Genomic DNA, 19,698 nt, shown 5'->3' on the forward strand with positions numbered 1-19,698 from the left:
AAATCAGGCTTTTGTGTTGGAAGCGACTTCTTCGGTCAGCTGCTCAAGCTGGTCGATCAGGCTGCCGATGTACGCGATGGTGTCGCGGAGCGGAGCATCCGTCGTGATGTCGACGCCTGCCATTTTCGCGAGTTCCACCGGTGACTTCGTTCCGCCTGCACGGAGAACTTCCAGCCACTCGTTCACAGCCGGCTCGCCTTCGTCCAGGATCCGCTTGGACACCTGCGTCGAAATCGTGAGGCCTGCACTGTAGGTATACGGATAAAGGCCCATGTAGTAATGCGGCTGGCGCATCCAGGTGAGTTCAGCGCCTTCTTCGATCGTGATATCACTGCCCCAGAACTCTTCAAGCACACCGCGCTTCAGTTCATTCAGCACACCGGCATTGACGCTCTGTCCGGCATCGATCCGCTCGTAAACTTTGCGCTGGTAGGCGGCTTCGAGAAGGTGGGTGACGAAGTTGTGGTAGTACGTACGCGCTACGATGGAGGCGATGACCCAGCGCTTGAACCTCGGATCGTCCGAGTTCTTGAGCAGGTGATTGGCCATCAGCATCTCGTTCATCGTGGACGGCGCCTCGATAAAGTAGAGAGACGGCCTTGCGTTGAAGACACCCTGCTCTCTGTTGGCGTTGTAGAAATGTCCGGCGTGGCCCAGTTCGTGTGCGAGGACGAAAACATCCTCCATGCTGCCCGACCAGGAGATCAGGATATAAGGATGGACTCCGTATGGGCTTGAGCAGAATGCGCCGGTGGACTTGCCTTTGTTCTGGGCAAAGTCGGTCCAGCGTTCGTCATACGAGCGCTTCAGCATTTCGGAATAGTCGTCTCCCATAACAGACAGGGCATCGAAGATATACTTCTTGGACTCCTCGATCGTGATTTTAGGCTCATACGACGGATCGAGCGGGACTTTTAGGTCTGCGAACGTCATCCGGTCGATGCCATGCACATCCTGCAGCAGCTTGGCGTAGCGCCGCATGTGCGGTGCCAATTCGTTCATGATGAGGTCGATCTGGCGGTCGTACAGTTCACGGTCAACTTCCTGGTTGAACAGCAGGTAATCGAAGACCGTGTCGAATCCGCGAAGGTCGGAGGTCGTCTTTTCCGTCTGGAGGTGGGTGTCATATGTTTTGGCAGTTGTGTGCTGGTAGTCTGCCAGCTTCTTGTAGAACGCTTTGTAGGCTGCTCGGCGCTTTTCCGTATCCGGATCGGTTTCCCAGGTTCCCTCGAACAGATTGTAGCTGTTCGGGAACTGCTCGCCGCCGGCCTCGAAGTCCGGGAAGTCCATATCCACGAGTTTTGTGACATTGTAGAGCTCATAAGGAGCATCGAATACGGAAGAGAACGAAGCGAGCACTTTTTCCACTTCAGGATGCAGCTTGTGTGGCTTGAAGCGGAGAATATCTCTCAGGTAGATGCGGAAGTCATCGGACTGTTCCATCGCCCGCTTAAGCTCTTCCTCAGGAAGCTGGGAAAGTTCACTCTCAAAGAAGCTCATCTCGGCAGAACTTTTCGCCATCAGCGAGCCGAATGCCGCCCCTCTCATCTGGTGGTCACTGTTCGTCTGATCTTCGCTCTGCAGCAGGCTGACATAGGTGCCCGCAGGAATAATCTTTTCGTAGATGGCTGCGTAGTCCTTGAGTGCTGCGAGAGCTGATGCTGCGTCAGTGATTTTGCCCTTGTATTGTTCTGCAAACTTGCGCACTGCTTCGCGGATTTCATCGAGCCTTGCTTCGTAGTCGGCTTCCGAAGCAAACAGGTCACTCAGGTTCCATGTTTCTTCAAGCTTCACTTCTGAACGCGGAATTGCGGACATTGGTGTTTCCTCCTAATCTTACGGTAGTCGAATTAATTGTATAACATCCGGGCCATCATTGAAAGCAGATTCTGAGCTTTCTGACTAGCAGAAACACGTTATTCTATGGAGGAATCAGGGAATACATGAAGGACTATCTGACAGAAGAGGTGTGCTGATGACGAAACAGATTCCAGAGATCAAGATGATTGACAGTACGGTAAACGTGGTCACAGAGGGCTACAACTTTGTCGGAAAGCGGATGTCCCGGCTGGACACAGACGTTTTCGAAGCAAGGATCCTCGGTAAAAAGATGATCGTCATGACCGGTCGGGACGCCGCAGAGTTGTTTTATGATGAATCCAAGATCAAGCGGGAAGGCGCGATGCCAAAACGGATCCAGAAAACGCTGTTCGGGGTAAACGGCATCCATACGAAAGATGGACAAAAGCACAAGATCCGGAAAGCGATGTTCATGTCGATGATGGGTGAGGAGAGGCTGGCCCATCTGCGGACGATTCTTCAGGAAGAGTGGAAGCGGAAGGGCCGGGAAATGGAACAGAAAAGGCGGGCCGTGCTGTTTGATGAGTCAGAGGAACTGATTTTGAGGGCGATGTGCCGGTGGACAGGCGTTCCGCTGACAGACGCTGAATCCTGGCGGCGGGCCTATGAGGTCGGTGTGATGATTGATGCAGCGGGCGGCGTCGGTAAACGATACCGCGAAGGGGAAAAGGTCAGAACGGAGACGGAAGGTTGGATCCAGGAAGTGATCGAGGCAATCCGGGACGGCAGGATGAAGGCCGAGGAAGGGACTCCGGTCCATACGGTCGCTTTCCATGAGGAAGAAGGGGAACTGCTGGATGCCCATATGGCGGCCATCGAACTGCTGAATGTCATCCGGCCTGCTGTCGCGGTCGCCCGATTTGTCGCGTTCGCGGCACTTGCCCTGCATGATTTCCCGGAGTGGAAAAACAAACTCGGCACCACGAAAGAGCTTAATAACTTTGCCAACGAAATCCGGCGCTTTTATCCGTTCACACCTTTCCTCCCGGCAGTTGTCAAAGAAGATTTCGAATGGAAAGGCTATCTGTTCAAAGAGGGCCGTCATGTCATCTTGGATGTGCATGGCATCAACCGGGATCCGCGTATCTGGGAAGAGCCGGACGAATTCAACCCAGACCGGTTCAATAACTTTACCGATGACCGGTTCAACTTCATCCCGCAGGGCGGCGGAGATCCGGATACCGGACACCGGTGCCCGGGGGAACCGATTGCGGTCATGATTATCGAAGAAAGCGTCCGGTACCTGACAGAAAAACTGTCCTACGAAGTCCCGGAGCAGGACCTCACCATCAACATGGTCCGCATGCCGACTCTCCCGAAAGACCGTTTCATCATGGATCATATCAGGGTAACGGGGCGAGTAATCTGAAAAACGACCCGGTTCTGCAGACAAAATGAGCATGCAGCTCTTTTGTCTGCAGTTTTTTATGGAGATCTTTTTAGGAGGCGTTAGATAAGCAGCGGGGCATGGTTTGCGTATGAATCCAAGAAATTCGTGTGCGAAGAGTGGAGCGCCTCAGAAGTTTGCGTATGAATCCAAGTCGTTTGCGTACGAAAAGTGGTTTCACACGGCGGAACTGCCTTGTGCTACATTTCCACTTTATCAATTTGATAGCAGGATATCCGGAAAAGCTGTCGAAAAGGGGAAACAGATAATAGGGTGAAGAGGAGGGGTTCAGATGGTACAGGAAGCAAAAGAGATCGTCCATGCCATCCAGGATGAGTATCCGGATGATTACGCCTGGTGCTACGGATGCGGAAGGCGAAATGCAAAGGGCCATCATTTTCGGACGGGCTGGGAAGGGGACGCAACAGTCACCTACTATGATCCTGCGGGCGATGAGCTTGCTCTTCCGGGATTTGTCTACGGGGGCGTGATTGCCTCACTGATCGACTGTCACGGCACCGGTTCAGCCTCTTTGGCACTGCACAGAAAAAACGGCCATGAACCGGGGGATGGAGAGGACCCGCCACGGTTCGTCACCGCCTCCCTCAATGTAGACTTCAAGAAGCCGACACCTCACGGTAAGGTGCTGAAGGCAATCGGTCGAGTAGAGGAAATCCATCCGAAAAAGTTTAAGGTGAATGTTGAGGTTGTAGCAGACGGGGAAGTATGTGTGACAGGTGAAGTGGTCGCTGTGGTTATGCCGGAAACTTTCCTTCAGAAATAATAAAAAGGAGAAACCGCCCGATCCACGATCGGGCGGTTTCTCTGCAAACGGAAAACTTGCTGATTCAAATACTGCTCTGACGAAGAAGGTCGTCCATCTCGTCTGTGGCAGGTGATCGGCCAAACTGCCGTCGCCTTTCCGGCATAAGGTGTCAATTGATTGACCACCAAATTCACAGTCAGGCTGTCAAATGCACTTTTACAAAAAACTTACTGTTCGCCGCATTTCCTGTCGGACGTCCTCCGGGTTTCCATTGGCACCATCTCCCGAGTCACGTGCAAGGATCGTACGGAAAATCGATCCGTTCGTTCTATGCTGAAAACCTAAGCCTGATCAGGCAGGTTCTCTTGTGTCCTCCTGGTGTCCATCGTCTACCATCCCCTGAGTCCATTGCACTGGCTGTCCGGATTCACTCCGGTCAATTGCTTTGGCAGATACCGTGTTTCAATCTGCCTATTTTTTTGTCCTCCTGGTTTCCATGATCCATCATCCTTTTGATGATTCGTCTTGCGGATTAAAGGTCCGGCCAACACGGATCATGCGGCGCTGACGAGAAAGACCTTCGTCACATAAAGCAAATTTTCCGCCAAGGCTGTGCAGTTCTCCGCCTTCGGCATCGATCAAACTGATGCATTCAGCGGTGTTCGCCTTGTACTGTTACTTTACCCGGAAGGAATTGGAGTAAACATTTCACGCATAATTTTTTTGGGTTTTATTTTAAGAAAGACAACTCTCTTTTCTTGCGCGGCAAAACCTGTTACCATTATCCTTAATTCGAGATAAAGAAAGTAGGGATCCGATTGAAGCATATTTACAAGGAAGGCAAAGAAGGCAAGCCGACGCTTCTGCTCCTGCACGGAACCGGAGGAACAGAAAATGATCTTCTCCCGATCGGCAATTTCATCGATCCGGATGCCGGTATCCTGAGTGTCCGGGGAGATGTGCTTGAAAACGGCATGCCCCGATTTTTCAGGCGCCTGGCAGAAGGCGTGTTCGACCTGGAAGACCTGGTCAAGCGTACCGAAGATCTGAATACCTTCATCGGCAAGGCTGCAGAGGACTACGGGTTTGACCGGGAGAATGTCATTGCAGTCGGTTATTCAAACGGAGCCAACATAGCGGCCAGTCTGATGTTCCATTACGAAAATGCGTTGAAGGGAGCGATCCTTCACCATCCGATGGTCCCGATCCGCGATAAGGAACTTCCGCCACTGAAAGGGACGTCGGTCTTCATCGGTGCCGGCACCAATGATCCCATCTGTCCGATGGATGAGGCGAAGGATCTGCAAAGTCTTCTGGAGGGAGCGGGTGCAGATGTCCAAATCCATTGGGAGAACTTTGGCCACTCACTGACGCAGACAGAAGTCCAGGCGGCTGCAGCTTGGTATAAAAATAAATACTGAAAAAAGCTCCAGTTCCCTTTGGGGAACGGAGCTTTTTAAAATGGGAGCAGAGTCGCTGCCGGACTGGGATCTGCAATGATGGACTCAAGCGATTTAAGCGGAATCGGAAAATAGGGAAAACCGTAGACGTATGGAGTAAGCTCATAAAGCTGGAAAAAGACGGTCAGAGAATGGTCGGCCAGATAAAAATCCTGGTCAGGGGATATCTTCTCGAATGGCTCGAGGACCGGGACCTCCCACTCTTTAATCAGCCCGCCGATGATGCCTGAAAGCACATCGGTATAGTTACTGTCCGTCTTGAAGAGGTCTCCCAGACGGTACCGCCTTCCGGTGTGCACGTCGAATGTCAGTCCTTTGGCCAGCGTCAGGCCGTGTGCACCACCGGTAAAGGAATAGACAACGAGGAGAAGGCTGAGCACTCCGCGTTCGTTCGTTTTCACTTCATAGTAGCCAACCATTTCGACGAGGTTCGGGTTTCCATAGCCAAGTTCTTTGGCAAGCCTGGTGAATTCGGTAATGATCTGTAAATTGATCGCCGACTGTGCAGTCGGATTGGCGAGACCGGTTACCTGCGGATAAACCAGGTCAATTTTTGGAGTAGCCATGTGGATGGGATGGGACACAATCTGTACAGGAAGATCGAACGGAATCGAAATCATCCTTTCTGTTTTCCTCAGTTCATGCGGTCAGAAAGGTTTGGGTGTCATTCTTTTGTAAGAAGTCTGAAGAAGGCGGGTGCTTTCAGGGCATTATAATGAAGATAACGACAGCCCGGAGGGGGAATTTGTGATGAAGACAACGACACCGCTGACAGACCTGGAAATCGCCAGCCGCGCCGAGATGAAGCCGATTAATGAGATTGCAGCAAAAGCAGGGATTCCGGAACAGGCACTGGAACCGTACGGCCGCTATAAAGGGAAAATCGATGTGGACAAGCTGGCTCCTGCCGATCCGGACGGCAAGGTTGTGCTTGTGACGGCGATCAGCCCGACCCCTGCCGGTGAAGGGAAATCGACAGTGACTGTCGGGCTTGCCGATGCATTCTCCCTGTTGGGCGAAAAAACGATGGTCGCGCTGCGCGAACCGTCACTTGGACCGGTCATGGGGATAAAGGGCGGCGCTGCAGGCGGCGGCTATTCACAAGTGCTGCCGATGGAGGACATCAATCTTCATTTCACGGGGGACATCCATGCGATTACAACGGCGAACAATGCGCTGTCCGCGCTGATCGACAACCATCTCCACCGGGGCAACACGCTTGGCATCGATCCGAGAAGGATTACCTGGAAACGTGTGATGGACATGAATGACCGGGCACTCCGGCATGTAACGGTCGGTCTGGGCGGGCCGTCAGGCGGCATTCCGCGGGAAGATGGTTTCGACATCACCGTTGCATCTGAAATCATGGCCGTTTTCTGTCTGGCGAAGTCACTGGATGACCTGAAGGAGCGGCTTGCCCGGATCGTGATCGGCTATACCTACGGAAAAGAACCGGTGACTGTCCGCGATCTGGGTGCGGAAGGGGCACTGACTCTTCTGCTGAAAGAGGCATTCAAGCCGAATCTTGTTCAGACGATCGGAGGCACACCTGCGCTGATCCACGGAGGGCCATTTGCCAACATTGCACATGGCTGCAATTCGCTTGCAGCAACAATGACAGCGAAACGGCTTGCGGATATCGTGGTCACTGAAGCCGGCTTCGGCTCCGATCTGGGTGCCGAAAAGTTTATGGACATTAAAGCACGGCAGGGAGACTTCAAGCCGGATGCAGTGGTCATCGTCGCAACTGTCCGGGCGCTGAAGATGCACGGCGGTGTTCCGAAAAAAGACCTTTCCGGCGCAAATGCACTTGCAGTCGCCGGAGGACTTCCAAACCTGGCAAAGCATATCGACACCATCCGGTCGTTCGGAATCGAACCGGTCGTGGCGTTGAACCGCTTCATTACCGATACAGAGGAAGAAATCGAAACAGTGCTCGATTATTGCCGGGAACAGGGTGTCCGGGCAGCCGTTGCCGATGTGTGGGCTCAGGGCGGAGCAGGCGGTACCGAGGTCGCCCGGCTCGTCCTGGAGCAGATCGCAGAAGGCAACCAATTTGCCCCGGTGTATGATGAACTCGATGCTTTCGAGGACAAGGTGGCAGCCATCGTGAAAAAGGTTTACGGCGGGGCCGGCGTCCGGTTCACAGACCATGCCCAAAAGCAGCTGTCCGACATCAGGCGGCGGGGCTGGGACATCCTGCCGGTCTGCATGGCCAAGACCCAGTACTCGTTCACCGACGATCCTTCTGTACTGGGCCGTCCGGAAGGCTTCACAATTACCATCCGCGAACTAATCCCTAAACTCGGAGCCGGGTTCATCGTCTGTCTGACCGGTGATATCATGACGATGCCCGGCCTTCCGAAGGAACCGGCAGCCATGCGAATGGACGTCGACCAAGAGGGAAATGCGGTCGGCCTGATGTAACATCTTAAAACGGACCTCCCGGAACAATGGGAGGTCCGTTTTCTTTGAATGGATTGGATTTGGATGATGAATTTAGGGGTTAGCGCCAGTTATGTATAAAGGACATGTCCCCTCATGTCTCTGTCTTATAAAAGCTCCCAAACTTGCTCCAAATCTCTTCCATCCTGATAAGCCGGATTTCGACTTCCTGTTCACGCTCTTTCCCTAAATAAACAATTAAGGCGTTAATGAGACTTAACGGGGCGGTGAAGGAGTCGATGAACGATGGCATATCGCTTGAAGCCGTTAAGGTGACATCTGAATGCTGAAAAAGAGGGGAGAGAAGATTGTCAGTTATGGAGATCGTGCCTGCTCCCATTTCTTTGGCGTAGGCGACCGTGTTGATGGTGCTGCTTGAGTAACGGGCGAAACTGATGCCAATGACAACATCATCTTCGGACAAAGAATAAAGTTGTTCAGGAATCACTTCAGATGATCCGAGCAGTTTGGAGTTCCCGAGAATCATGTCTAAATAATAATGAAGGAAAATGCCAAGCGACGCTGTACTTCTGTTCGCGCAAATATAGACTTTTTTAGCATCCAAAAGTAACTGGGCAGCTTTATGAAACGCTTTGACATCCAAGTTTTCCATCGTTGCCTTAATGTTGCTGATGTCGTCATTGAAAATGTCATAAATCGCTTTTTCTTTGTCGTCATACACCTGGGAAGACATCTTTAAGCGGTCCATCGACGTCAGCTGCTGCTGGATGGAGGCTTGCATATGCTGTTGCATTTCCGGATAGCCGCTGTATCCGAGGGTCGTTGCAAACCTGACGACCGTCGCTTCACTGACCCCCGCATTTTTTGCTAATGTTGCGACCTTGAAGAAGGGCACCATGTTGGCGTTTTTCAAGAGGTAGTTGGCAATCTTCTTCTGTGATTTACTCAGTTGATTCATGTTTTCTGCAATATGTTTAAAAACATTTTTTTGAATCAAAACATCAAATCCTAACGTTAATTTTTCTATTGTCTTTTGACCTTATTTGAATAAAAGAAAAAGTGCAACAGATATTTCATTATCAATTAAATTTCAAATAATCCACTCTAAAATCGGAACCTTATCCTTTTACATGATCAAACTCACCCCGTATAATCGAAATAAATATTTCATATTGAATATATAATATGAAATAAAAACTTCACTAGGGGTGGAAGCATGGAGCAAAGCAAGGGGATAACGGGGATGGAAGCGTATCGCAGGAAAACAACAGCTTCACTTGAGTTTTCAGAGACTTCCCGAAGTGTTATGCCCGGGGGAGTGACCGCCAATATCAAGTTTTTTGAGCCTTATCCGGTCATCATGCAAAAGGGGAAAGGCGCTTATTTGACGGACTTGGATGGCAATGAATATGTGGATTACTTGCTTTCTTACGGTGCATTAATGACCGGCCATGGCCATCCAAAGGTGACGGAAGCCATTCGGAACCAAATGGAGGAAGAAGGAACGTTGCTATTTGGAACGCCCCATCAGTTGGAAGTGGAGATGGGGAGGAAAATCCAAGGGCTTTATCCGGGGATGGAAAGATTACGGTATACGAATTCCGGAACAGAAGCGACCTTGCTTTCGATCAGAATGGCTTATGCCTATACGGAGAAATACAAGGTTGCCAAATTTGAAGGTCATTATCATGGCGGCTATAACCAAGTGCTTCTCAGTGTCAATCCACCATTAAACGAGGCTGGTCCTGCGAAAAACCCTAACTCCATTGCAGAATCAAAAGGCGTTGAGCCGCATCAAATTGAAAACACCATAGTTTTGCCGTTTAACGATTTGGAAGCGACGACTGAAATCTTGACCAAACATAAGGATGAAATTGCGGCTGTCATACTGGAGCCTGTTCAAGGAGGGTTCATCCCGGCAGAACAGGATTTCATGGAAGATCTGCGAGCCGTGACGAAAAAGCTGGGTATTCTGCTTATTTTCGATGAAGTGAAGACGGGATTCCGCCTTGGTCTAGGGGGCGCGCAAAAGGTTTATGGCGTGACTCCAGATATTACGGCATTGGGAAAAGTTGTCGGCGGCGGATTCCCCATCGGCATTGTCGGGGGTAAAAAAGAAATCATGGAGATCAGCGCACCAACCGCAGCTTCGGATGTGTTTGATAACAGTCAAAGTAATCGCTCCGGTGCGAAGGATGTGCTGTTTCATAGCGGGACATACAATGGGCATCCGACAATACTCGCTGCGGGATTGGCGACAATTGAAGTGCTTGAGCAAGAAATTGACGATGTGTTTGAAACGGCAAATCAATTGAAGTCAGGAATACATGATTTGTTCCTTCAAAAAGGAATTCATGTACAGACCATTGGCATGGGCTCCATTTTCAATATTATTATCACGGAAAAAGAGAAGATCCAAAGTTATCGTGATTTGCAGGAATCCGATTATTCACTAAGAAAAGACATTGATTATCACTTGCTGGCGCGTGGCATTTACAACAAACCTCTTAACCGTTATAGCCTGGCAACCGTTCATGGCGAAAAAGAAGTGGATCGAACGTTGGAGGCATACAAACAGACACTTGATTGCCTATAATAAATCGAATGAGAAGAAGTCGAACGTGATGATAACCGTTCGACTTCTTTTTTGTTTTACACCAACTACTTAAATAGACCTAACAACGCAAACAACCTCCCCAATTTCCAAGAAGGCTGCTGTAGGCGATCAACAACGGTGAATAGGATACCGGGGATGACCTTCCTGTCGCTCTTTACAATTGATCTGAACAGATTCTTAAGCGTTTCATCCGTGTTGACTGGGCCCGTTTCAAATTGACCTCGTTCAGAGTTGCAGGCTTTCTTCGACATACGGTCTTGTGATCGACCTGTCACTTTTCAGAAGCTCTTCGGGTGTTCCGGTGAAGAGGATGTTGCCGCCTGCACTGCCTCCTCCGGGACCGAGTTCTATCAGGTAATCGGCCTGCTTGATGACATCCAGCCGATGCTCGACCAAAAACAGGCTGTTTCCTTCTTCGACGAGCTGATGAAAAAGGTCCATCAGCTTTCGCGTATCATCCGGATGGAGGCCTTCGGTCGGTTCATCCATGATGAAAACGGTGCCTTTCTCATTCAAATGACTTGCCAGTTTCACCCGCTGCAGTTCACCGCCTGAGAGGGTCGACATCGATTGGTTCAGGCGGATGTAGCCGAGCCCGACGCGGTCCAGAGAAATGAGCTGTCCCTTGAAGGGTTCGTTTCCGAAGAAACCGATCACTTCTTTTACCGACATTCCCATCACATCAGCAATCGACTGCCCGTCCACCCGGTACTGAAGTACTTCGGGTGCATACCGGGTGCCGTCACACACTTCACAGACTGTTTCGATCGGGTCCATAAAGTGCATGCCGGTAACGATGATGCCTTTTCCGCGGCAGGCAGGGCAGGCTCCCTTGGAATTGAAGCTGAACAGAGAGGCGGGTTCACCTGTTTCTTTTGCAAACCGTTTCCGGATGTCATCGGATATGTCCAGATAGGTGGCGGGTGTCGAGCGGGATGTGGCTCCGATGGCTTTCTGGCTGATGGCGACGATCAGACCTGTCCAATCCTGCTCAAACAGCTGCATCAGAGAACTCTTCCCTGATCCGGCAACGCCGGCGACCACCGTAAGGACACCGAGAGGCAGGTCAACGGTGACATCTTTCAGGTTGTGCAGCGATGCCTGTTCAAGTCGGTGCCACCCGGCAGGCGTCCTGGGGCCGGAATTGAGCGGGACGGATTGCTTCAGGGAGCGTCCGGTCAGCGTGCCGGATGCCAGGAGCTCCGGATAGCTTCCGGTGAATACCACTTCGCCTCCGTGTTCTCCGGCCAGGGGACCCATGTCGATGATATGATCCGCAAGTTTGATGATTTCGGGATGGTGCTCGACAATCAGTACGGTATTGCCATGGTCCCGAAGCCTGATCAGCGATTTGCTCAGGCGTCTGATGTCCGAGTGATGAAGCCCGGCACTCGGCTCGTCGAATACGTACACCATATCGGTGAGAGAGGAGTTGATGTATTTTGCGATCTTCGTCCGCTGTGCTTCCCCTCCGGACAAGGTGCTGACTCCGCGGCTGAGCGTCAGGTATCCGAGGCCGATTTCGACCAGGGCACGCAGCCGGAGTTCCAATTCCTTCTTGAGTTCGCGGGCAATCGGATCGGTGACCGACCGAATAAATTCAACTGTTTCTTCGATCGGCATCGCCACGACATCGGGAATGCTTTTGCCGCCGATTTTGCAGCTCCGCACTTTTTCGTTGACCCGGGTGCCCCCGCAATCGGGGCATGGGTAGGTCGTCACCATCCGGTCAAGCACCTTCTGGTGGCGCTTGCCCTCCTTCTGGGTAATGACACTACGGTACATGCGGGGGACGATCCCTTCGAACTTTGCGGACTTGGGCCAGTTCTCCGGCGGATTTTGGAGTTTGATCTGAGGAGAGTAGAGAAACAGCTCCAATTCCTCGGGCGAGTAGTCACGGATTTTCTTATCCAGTTCGAACAGGCCGCTGTAGGCGTACCGTTTCCACCGCCAGGCACCCGTGGTGAAGGCAGGGAAGTTGATGACTCCCTCATCATTCAGCGACTTATCGAAGTCGATCAGCCGGTGAACATCCAGGTCCGTCACTTCGCCGATGCCCTCGCAACGCGTGCACATGCCCGACGGGTGGTTAAAGGAAAAGGCGTCGGAGTATCCGATGAACGGATGGCCTATACGGGAATAGAGCAGCCGGAGCTGGGCGTAGATATCCGTATACGTCCCGACGGTAGACCGCGAATTTTGGGCCGGTTTCCTCTGGTCGAGGATGATCGTCACCGGCAGATTTTCAATCCTGCCGACCCGGGGTCTGCCATACTTCGGAAGATACTGCTGTACAAAGCTCGGGAAGGTCTCGTTCAGTTCACGGCGGGACTCGGCGGCGATGGTATCCAGACAGAGGGAAGACTTGCCAGAACCGGAGACGCCGGTGAAAACGGTGATTTTCTTTTTGGGCAGATTCACTGAAATGTCTTTCAGGTTATTCTCATTAGCATGGATGATGCGGATGACTTCCTGGCTGACGGATGGCATGATGACACTCCTTCAAGGCAATCATTGATATAAATTGTCCGTTATAGGGTACTTTACACGATTGGAAAGGTGATGAACATCATGCCATTTTGCCCGGAAATCTGGCCGGAGGATCCGACTCCGGAAAATGAACGGGATTGCAGGGAATGCGGGCTTTACCTCCAGGGGACGAGAATGATATGGGGAGAAGGAAATCCGAAGGCCCCCGTCATGGTGATCTTTGACAATCCGGGCGCTCGGGAGGACCGGGAGGGGAATCCGATTGTATGCGGAACCCGACAGACCTTCCAGCAGGCCATCCATGAAACCGGGTTGGACAACAAGCTGTTTTATGTGACCTATATTTTGAAGAGAAAACCGGTCCGCAAATATGATAAGGAACAAACAAGGAACACTTGCATGCATCGCCATCTGGACGAACAGCTGCGGAAGTACCGGCCCACTCTTATTCTCTGCCTTGGAAATGTTGCCGTGCAATCGTTTTTCGGAGACCCCGAACTGGATGTGAAGGGATTGAGGGGAAGCTGGCATAAAATAAACGGTTACGAAACGACCGTTGCCTACCATCCCCTGGCGGTCAGGCGCCGTCCCAATCTCTATAAGCTCTTTCTAGAAGACTTGGCGCTCGTCAAAAATAAAATTGGACAGAGCTGACCCGATGAAACGAAAAAACTGCCCGGCAGCGCCGGACAGTTATCCAATCAGATCAGCAGGCCGAAAAGGTAGCTGTCTTTATTCAGTTCTTTATAAGGGAAGCCGAGGGTGTTCATGCGTTCGATCAGGCCGGTGTAGTCTTCGGGGTGCTTGATCTCTATTCCGACAATCGCCGGTCCGCTTTCTTTGTTGTTTTTCTTGGTGTATTCGAACGTTGTGATATCGTCATCCGGACCAAGCACATTGTCCAGGAACTGGCGGAGTGCACCCGCACGCTGCGGGAAGTCGAGAATGAAGTAATGGAGGAGCCCTTCATGGATCAGCGACTTTTCCCTGATTTCCTGCATGCGGCTGATGTCATTGTTTCCGCCGCTGATCACACAGACCACGGTTTTGCCCTTGATTTGACCCTTGTATTCATCCAGCGCCGCGATCGGCAGTGCACCGGCAGGCTCTGCCACGATGGCATGCTCATTGTACAGATCAAGGATGGCCGTGCACACTTTGCCTTCCGGAATAGGAAGGATGTCGTCCACGTATTCGCTGCAGATCTCATAGGTGAGGGATCCCGGAGTCTGTACGGCAGCTCCATCGACGAACTTATCGATGGAATCGAGCGGAGTGACCTGTCCGCTCTCGATTGAAGCTTTCATGCTGGCGGCGCCAGCCGGCTCCACGCCGATCATTTTTGTCTGCGGAGAGACATTCTTCATGTAGGTGGCAAGTCCGGACATCAGTCCTCCGCCGCCGATGGAGGCGAATAGGAAGTCGGCAGGTTCTTCGATGTCATTCAGAATCTCAACTGCGACCGTTCCCTGTCCGGCCATCAGGACAGGGTCATCGAACGGATGGATGAACAGCTGACCGTGCTCCTCTTTATAGGCAAGTGCCTGGGCAGATGATTCGTCGAATGTATCACCGGTCAGGATGATCTCGACCTGGTCACGGCCGAACATCTTCACCTGGTTGATCTTCTGCTTTGGTGTGGTCTGAGGCATGAAGATTTTCCCTTCAATGCCGAGTTCGGCACATGCAAAGGCAACGCCCTGGGCGTGGTTGCCGGCGCTCGCGCAGACAACGCCTTTTTCTCGGGCTTCCTTCTCGACCGATTTGATCTTGTAATAGGCGCCCCGGAGCTTGAATGACCGGACGTGCTGAAGGTCTTCGCGCTTGATGTATATCCGGCAATCATATTTTTCGGAGAGCCGTTTATTCAGCTGCAGGGGCGTGTGTTCGACGACTTCCTTCAGCTTCTGGTAGGCGATGAGGATATCCTCCACATGAAGCAATTTTGTCCGTTCATTTGTAGCTGGCATGCATAACACGACCTTTTTTTGAAATTGAATGGTTTTATTCTATCATGGATAATCTTAAATCTCACGGTAATTTTCTAAAGATTCGTGTACAATTATATCTTTAAAAACTAGCCACAAAACGAAAGCGCTTGCAAGGACCGGGGCATTGCCGTACAGTCTGAGTAAACAGCTTAGGGGGCCATGAAATGACGAAAACGACATTGGATGAGGCAAGGGAATTTGACCGGCAGGACAGCCTGAAGGATTTCCGTGAAGAATTCTACATACAGCCGGGAACGATTTACATGGATGGAAACTCGCTTGGCCTGATGTCCCGCCGGGCAGAGCGGGCACTCCTGGATGTGATGGATGCCTGGAAGGTGCATGGCATCAACGGCTGGACCGGAGGTGAACGCCCATGGTTTTATCTTCCGGAGGAGCTTTCTGCCAAAATGGCTCCGTTTGTCGGGGCGAAGCCCGAAGAGGTGATGGTGACGGGGTCGACCACATCCAATCTGCATCAGATCCTCGCCACGTTCTTCAGGCCGGAAGGGAAGAGGACGAAGATCCTGGCGGACGAACTCAACTTTCCGAGTGATATTTATGCGATCAAGAGCCAGCTGGAGCTCCGCGGCCTGGATCCCGCAGAACATCTGGTCAGTGTGAAGAGCCGGGACGGCCACCTGATCGAGGAAGAGGACATCATCAACGCCATGTCGGATGAAATCGCCATCGCGATCCTGCCGTCGGTGCTATATCGGAGCGGTCAGATCCTTGACATGCCTTCACTGACGGAAGCGGCACACCGGAACGGCATCCCGATCGGATTCGACCTCTGCCACTCGGTCGGTGCGATGGAGCATGACCTTCACGACTGGGGAGCAGACTTCGCGTTCTGGTGCACTTACAAATACTTGAACGGCGGTCCGGGATCGACTGGCGGTTTGTTTGTCCATGAACGCCATTTCGGTACCGCTCCAGGACTTGCCGGCTGGTTCGGATCAGATAAAGAAAAACAGTTTGATATGGAACATGACATGACTGCCGCTTCGCACGCTGGCGCTTATCAGGTGGGAACACCGAACCTTTTCAGCATGGCACCACTTGCCGGTTCCCTGGACTTGTTTGCGGAAGCCGGACTCGGACGCCTGCGGGAAAAGTCGCTCGGACTGACGCGCTTCATGATGGACCTGATTGGCCGGGAGCTTGATGGGTATGGCTTCAAACTGGCAAACCCCCAGGAAGATGCCCGGCGGGGAGGCCATGTCTATCTGGAACATGAAGAGGCTGCACGCATCTGCAGTGCGCTGAAGGCAGAAGGCGTCATTCCTGACTTTAGAGCACCAAAAGGAATCCGGCTGGCGCCGGTCGCGCTTTATAACTCATTTGAGGAAGTCTATGAAACCATCCAAATCCTGAAGAAAATCATGGACGAGGAAGCCTACAAGAAATTTGAAAACAAGCGCGGCATCGTCGCCTGACAAAGGAGGGGCGGGCAATGCCCAAGAAAATTTCCGACCTGAAAAAAGCGCTAGAACAGGAAAAAGACATCCATACGGATTTCAGAGATTCGATGACCTACGGAGAGTATCTGTCACTCGATAAAGTGCTATCTTCACAGAACCGGCTGTCCGGGCACCATGATGAAATGCTGTTCATCATCATCCATCAGGTGAGCGAGCTCTGGATGAAGCTGATTCTGCATGAGCTTCGGTCAGCCATTGAAGACATCGGGAAAGATGACATGCAGCCCGCATTCAAAAAGCTGGCTCGGGTCTCGAAAATTCAGTCCCAGATCATCCAGGCCTGGGATGTGCTGTCGACGATGACCCCGGCGGAATACTTGGAATTCCGGGACAGCCTCGGCAGGGCGTCCGGTTTTCAGTCGTACCAATACCGGCTGATCGAGTTTGCACTCGGCTACAAGTCGGAGGCCATACTCAAAATCTATGAAAAAGATCCTGCCGTGCACCAGGAACTTCTGGAAGCCTACCGGACGCCGGGGCTTTACGATGCGGCAATCGGAGCGCTGGCGAGGGCAGGTTTCCCGATCAATCCGAAACTGATCGGCCGGGACTATACGGTCGTCTATGCCGGAGATCCCACTGTCGCAGATGCCTGGAAAGAGGTATATCGTGATGTCGGCCGTTACTGGGACCTGTACCAGCTGGCGGAGAAGATGATTGACGTGGAAGACTGGCTCCAGCAGTGGCGGTTCCGCCATATGAAAACGGTCGAGCGCATCATCGGTTTCAAGAAAGGCACTGGCGGATCGTCAGGTGTCGGTTACCTGAGACAGGTGCTTGACCACCGATTTTTCCCGGAGCTGTGGGACCTGAGAACGACACTCTGAAAGGGGGAGACGGATGGGGAAAGAAGGATGGAAAGATATTACACAGCCGCTCAGTAATGACATGGCGCACTGGCCGGGAGATACGCCGTTCCGTTTTGAGCTCGGTGTCACGAAAGAGCAGAGCGGATCGGTCAACATCGGGGAAATCCGCACAAGCCTCCATATGGGCACCCATGCGGACGCTCCGTTTCATTTTGATGAGGGTGGCAAGAGACTTCATGAGCTGGACGTGAACGCTTACATCGGCAAAGCGAAAATCATCGATGTGACGATGCACCCCTCACTCGGACGAAGCGAACTGGAAGGCTACAACCTGGAAGGTGCGGAGCGTCTTCTCCTGAAGACATCGGAAACGAACAATCCGCTTGTGTTCCCGGAGTCGTTTATCGAACTCCGGCCGGAAATCGGACCTTATTTAAAGGAGAAGGGGATCTTCCTTCTCGGCATCGATGTGCCTTCCGTTGACCGTACAGACAGCAAGGAACTGCCGACGCACCATTCACTCGGCGACAACGGCATCCATATCGTCGAGAATCTGATGCTGGCTGATGTTGAACCGGGGGATTATGATTTCATTGCATTGCCGCTTGCCATCCATGGCGCTGACGGGAGCCCGGTCAGGGCCGTCATCAGAAAAGCGTAAGAACCAACCGGCCGGAAAGAGCACGAACTCCTTTCCGGCCGGTTTATTAATGGGAAAAACCTGAGTGCTCACGAAGAAAATATTTTGTCAACCGGGTTGACGTTGGCGACATCAGGGAAACGGCACGATGATCCACCCGAGGATGAAGATCACGGCAACGAAAAATCCGAGGTAACCCGCAATTCCTAGTCCCCAGAAACCAAGTGAACGGCTTTGTCTGTTGAAGAGGGCAATCAGACCCGATATGAGAATGACCGATATCCAAAGGGAGAGCTGGCTGATGATCGCCAGATCGTACCCGGACAGCATGGAAATGTTCAGAAGCGCCAGCGCAACAATACCCGTAATGACACTGAACCATCCGAACGCCTGAAACGATTTAAGCTTTACTTTGTCCAATTCCACAGTTTCACCTCACCCAATTTCATATGCCGGATCAGCTCTGAATCTTTCAGTGCCTCAACCTCTTGCTTTGGTCCGGTGATCACCGCACCGTATGCGGCAAAGCCATTTTCCTCAATAAACGCGATCCGTTCCTTGAGTTTCAGGTTTTTATGGGAAGAAACTTCAGCTGCAAGCTCCTCATACGGCTCAATTTCCTTAAGCAGCTGCAGGAACGTCTCTTCGTGTGACATTGAATCCCGGAAAGGTGACCAGTATGTCTGGTCAGGCTGTACCGGGTAACCGATCGGGGAAACGACATAACCATCCGTGCTCAGCATCTCATCCTCGGTTCCGGTGTAGATCGCCGCCCAGAGAACATCGGTGCCCCGCAATTCTTTTCTTATATCGATCACTTTATAGAGATCATTGAATGATACGTAGGCTTCGACAACGGTTTCGTCAGGCAGTCCTGCAAGTACCTGCCACTCCTGTGCGCTGTTGAATTCCGGCACCCCCTGTGCCGGATGGACGAGCCACTGATTGGTTTCCGTCGGGTACTTCGGCGGTGTCCTGTCCAGATTTGAGGTCATTTCCTTATCCACAAGATCATCCAGAACAAAATGCAGGTCATAATGGCGGACCGGATAATGCTCATTGCCAATCTGCTTGTATTGGTCAAATGACAGATCCATCGAAAACAGCGAGAAATCCATATCAAATTCCAATTCTTTCAAAGCGGTGTTCGGTTCGGTAAGATAAAGCACATTGCTGGCAGTATCCATCAGTGTCGTCGATTTCGTGCCAAACGCATAATAGGCAAAAGTCAGCATATAGCCTGTCGGAACGATCAGGAGTGCCACAGTGAGTATTGTCAGAATCAGTTTCCACCTGGCGGCAGACATGGTTTTTCCGGTCGCCGTGTTTTTGGGGGTACGGCCGATTCGTTCTTTGTATGATTCCAATCCATCTCCTCCATCTAAGCAATTTCGGTTTCGGCCGCTAAATCATGACCTCTTTGTATCCGGGTTCCGGATTCAGAAGGTCAGGTTTGTGGTATAGGTCATTGAAGAACCTAATATCAATAACGTACCCGTTTCCGAAAAGTTGCAGAAATATGGAAACTGACCAAATTTCTGCATCCAGCTGCAACATTTATATCGGATGGTGCAGAATCTGCAATAAAAATTATGATCTTGAAGTAAAAGGTAATTGACAATGTCACTTTCCATATAATACATTACAAAAGCAGTGAAAAAAGGCGAAGGAGGACCGGCGGCACGCCAAAATCGGAAAACAATCAAAAGCGCCTGAGCTGGGGAAATCAGAACATAGTCCCAGCAGACGAGGTGGAGGTTCATCGACAATTCGGCGGATGCCTCCCGA

17 protein-coding genes are annotated in these 19,698 nt (G+C 51.7%); 9 read left to right on the forward strand and 8 right to left on the reverse strand.

Annotated features, from left to right (window positions below; genetic code table 11):
- Positions 1-3: 3 nt before the first annotated feature.
- Positions 4-1,818, reverse strand: a complete 1,815-nt coding sequence (gene pepF, locus AV656_RS00815) for an oligoendopeptidase F (protein ID WP_063177885.1) — start codon at positions 1,816-1,818, stop codon at positions 4-6.
- Positions 1,819-1,975: 157 nt separating this feature from the next.
- On the opposite strand from pepF, the gene AV656_RS00820 reads away from it, so the two are divergent.
- Together AV656_RS00820 and AV656_RS00830 are read left to right on the forward strand one after the other, a co-directional pair.
- Positions 1,976-3,229 carry a cytochrome P450 gene (locus AV656_RS00820; RefSeq protein ID WP_063177887.1) on the forward strand — a complete coding sequence of 418 codons (1,254 nt, stop codon included), beginning with the start codon at positions 1,976-1,978 and terminating at the stop codon, positions 3,227-3,229.
- 310 nt (positions 3,230-3,539) lie between these two features.
- Positions 3,540-4,031, forward strand: a complete 492-nt coding sequence (locus AV656_RS00830) for a PaaI family thioesterase (protein WP_063177893.1) — start codon at positions 3,540-3,542, stop codon at positions 4,029-4,031.
- 486 nt (positions 4,032-4,517) lie between these two features.
- Here AV656_RS00830 and AV656_RS16250 read toward each other — a convergent pair whose 3' ends face one another.
- On the reverse strand, positions 4,518-4,655 hold the full coding sequence (locus tag AV656_RS16250; protein ID WP_156484771.1) for a hypothetical protein: 138 nt from the start codon (positions 4,653-4,655) through the stop codon (positions 4,518-4,520).
- Between the two features lie 176 nt (positions 4,656-4,831).
- Here AV656_RS16250 and AV656_RS00835 point away from each other — a divergent pair, with 176 nt between their 5' ends.
- Complete coding sequence (locus AV656_RS00835) at positions 4,832-5,434, forward strand: alpha/beta hydrolase (protein WP_063177895.1); 603 nt, start codon at positions 4,832-4,834, stop codon at positions 5,432-5,434.
- Between the two features lie 35 nt (positions 5,435-5,469).
- Here AV656_RS00835 and AV656_RS00840 read toward each other — a convergent pair whose 3' ends face one another.
- Complete coding sequence (locus tag AV656_RS00840; RefSeq protein WP_082818548.1) at positions 5,470-6,093, reverse strand: DUF3298 and DUF4163 domain-containing protein; 624 nt, start codon at positions 6,091-6,093, stop codon at positions 5,470-5,472.
- 130 nt (positions 6,094-6,223) lie between these two features.
- Here AV656_RS00840 and AV656_RS00845 point away from each other — a divergent pair, with 130 nt between their 5' ends.
- On the forward strand, positions 6,224-7,900 hold the full coding sequence (locus tag AV656_RS00845) for a formate--tetrahydrofolate ligase (RefSeq protein ID WP_063177897.1): 1,677 nt from the start codon (positions 6,224-6,226) through the stop codon (positions 7,898-7,900).
- Positions 7,901-8,012: 112 nt separating this feature from the next.
- Here AV656_RS00845 and AV656_RS00850 read toward each other — a convergent pair whose 3' ends face one another.
- A complete protein-coding gene (locus tag AV656_RS00850) occupies positions 8,013-8,876 on the reverse strand; it encodes a MurR/RpiR family transcriptional regulator (protein WP_156484772.1) in 864 nt (287 codons plus the stop codon).
- Positions 8,877-9,095: 219 nt separating this feature from the next.
- On the opposite strand from AV656_RS00850, the gene AV656_RS00855 reads away from it, so the two are divergent.
- Positions 9,096-10,475, forward strand: a complete 1,380-nt coding sequence (locus AV656_RS00855; RefSeq protein ID WP_063177899.1) for an aspartate aminotransferase family protein — start codon at positions 9,096-9,098, stop codon at positions 10,473-10,475.
- A gap of 246 nt (positions 10,476-10,721) precedes the next feature.
- Here the strand turns inward: AV656_RS00855 and AV656_RS00860 are convergent, their stop codons facing one another.
- Complete coding sequence (locus tag AV656_RS00860; protein WP_063177901.1) at positions 10,722-12,986, reverse strand: ATP-binding cassette domain-containing protein; 2,265 nt, start codon at positions 12,984-12,986, stop codon at positions 10,722-10,724.
- 81 nt (positions 12,987-13,067) lie between these two features.
- On the opposite strand from AV656_RS00860, the gene AV656_RS00865 reads away from it, so the two are divergent.
- The gene (locus tag AV656_RS00865) at positions 13,068-13,640 is read left to right on the forward strand and encodes a uracil-DNA glycosylase (protein ID WP_082818549.1); all 573 of its coding nucleotides are present in this window, start codon (positions 13,068-13,070) and stop codon (positions 13,638-13,640) included.
- 47 nt (positions 13,641-13,687) lie between these two features.
- On the opposite strand, the gene ilvA is transcribed toward AV656_RS00865, so the two are convergent.
- Positions 13,688-14,956 carry a threonine ammonia-lyase IlvA gene (ilvA, locus tag AV656_RS00870; protein ID WP_063177905.1) on the reverse strand — a complete coding sequence of 423 codons (1,269 nt, stop codon included), beginning with the start codon at positions 14,954-14,956 and terminating at the stop codon, positions 13,688-13,690.
- 185 nt (positions 14,957-15,141) lie between these two features.
- On the opposite strand from ilvA, the gene kynU reads away from it, so the two are divergent.
- The 3 genes from kynU to kynB are packed head-to-tail and all read left to right on the forward strand — an operon-like array spanning position 15,142 to position 17,931.
- Positions 15,142-16,416 (forward strand): kynureninase, encoded by a 1,275-nt coding sequence (kynU, locus tag AV656_RS00875; RefSeq protein WP_082818550.1) that lies wholly within the window; start codon positions 15,142-15,144, stop codon positions 16,414-16,416.
- A gap of 17 nt (positions 16,417-16,433) precedes the next feature.
- On the forward strand, positions 16,434-17,288 hold the full coding sequence (gene kynA, locus AV656_RS00880) for a tryptophan 2,3-dioxygenase (protein WP_063177907.1): 855 nt from the start codon (positions 16,434-16,436) through the stop codon (positions 17,286-17,288).
- 13 nt (positions 17,289-17,301) lie between these two features.
- The gene (gene kynB / locus AV656_RS00885) at positions 17,302-17,931 is read left to right on the forward strand and encodes an arylformamidase (RefSeq protein ID WP_063177909.1); all 630 of its coding nucleotides are present in this window, start codon (positions 17,302-17,304) and stop codon (positions 17,929-17,931) included.
- A gap of 111 nt (positions 17,932-18,042) precedes the next feature.
- Here the strand turns inward: kynB and AV656_RS00890 are convergent, their stop codons facing one another.
- Together AV656_RS00890 and AV656_RS00895 are read right to left on the reverse strand one after the other, a co-directional pair.
- Complete coding sequence (locus AV656_RS00890; protein WP_063177911.1) at positions 18,043-18,330, reverse strand: hypothetical protein; 288 nt, start codon at positions 18,328-18,330, stop codon at positions 18,043-18,045.
- The gene (locus AV656_RS00895) at positions 18,318-19,277 is read right to left on the reverse strand and encodes an anti-sigma factor (protein WP_231877212.1); all 960 of its coding nucleotides are present in this window, start codon (positions 19,275-19,277) and stop codon (positions 18,318-18,320) included. Before AV656_RS00895 ends, AV656_RS00890 begins: the two co-directional genes overlap by 13 nt.
- Positions 19,278-19,698 lie beyond the last annotated feature (421 nt).

The organism is Bhargavaea cecembensis (assembly GCF_001619585.1).
Taxonomy (GTDB): Bacteria; Bacillota; Bacilli; order Bacillales_A; family Planococcaceae; genus Bhargavaea; species Bhargavaea cecembensis_A.

What these genes read in the sequence shown, in the direction of transcription:
- pepF (WP_063177885.1), bottom strand. Translation starts at nt 1,818, where the DNA reads ATGTCCGCAATTCCGCGTTCAGAAGTGAAGCTTGAAGAAACATGGAAC.
- AV656_RS00820 (WP_063177887.1), top strand. Translation starts at nt 1,976, where the DNA reads ATGACGAAACAGATTCCAGAGATCAAGATGATTGACAGTACGGTAAAC.
- AV656_RS00830 (WP_063177893.1), top strand. Translation starts at nt 3,540, where the DNA reads ATGGTACAGGAAGCAAAAGAGATCGTCCATGCCATCCAGGATGAGTAT.
- AV656_RS00840 (WP_082818548.1), bottom strand. Translation starts at nt 6,093, where the DNA reads ATGATTTCGATTCCGTTCGATCTTCCTGTACAGATTGTGTCCCATCCC.
- AV656_RS00845 (WP_063177897.1), top strand. Translation starts at nt 6,224, where the DNA reads ATGAAGACAACGACACCGCTGACAGACCTGGAAATCGCCAGCCGCGCC.
- AV656_RS00855 (WP_063177899.1), top strand. Translation starts at nt 9,096, where the DNA reads ATGGAGCAAAGCAAGGGGATAACGGGGATGGAAGCGTATCGCAGGAAA.
- AV656_RS00860 (WP_063177901.1), bottom strand. Translation starts at nt 12,986, where the DNA reads ATGCCATCCGTCAGCCAGGAAGTCATCCGCATCATCCATGCTAATGAG.
- AV656_RS00865 (WP_082818549.1), top strand. Translation starts at nt 13,068, where the DNA reads ATGCCATTTTGCCCGGAAATCTGGCCGGAGGATCCGACTCCGGAAAAT.
- ilvA (WP_063177905.1), bottom strand. Translation starts at nt 14,956, where the DNA reads ATGCCAGCTACAAATGAACGGACAAAATTGCTTCATGTGGAGGATATC.
- kynU (WP_082818550.1), top strand. Translation starts at nt 15,142, where the DNA reads ATGACGAAAACGACATTGGATGAGGCAAGGGAATTTGACCGGCAGGAC.
- kynA (WP_063177907.1), top strand. Translation starts at nt 16,434, where the DNA reads ATGCCCAAGAAAATTTCCGACCTGAAAAAAGCGCTAGAACAGGAAAAA.
- kynB (WP_063177909.1), top strand. Translation starts at nt 17,302, where the DNA reads ATGGGGAAAGAAGGATGGAAAGATATTACACAGCCGCTCAGTAATGAC.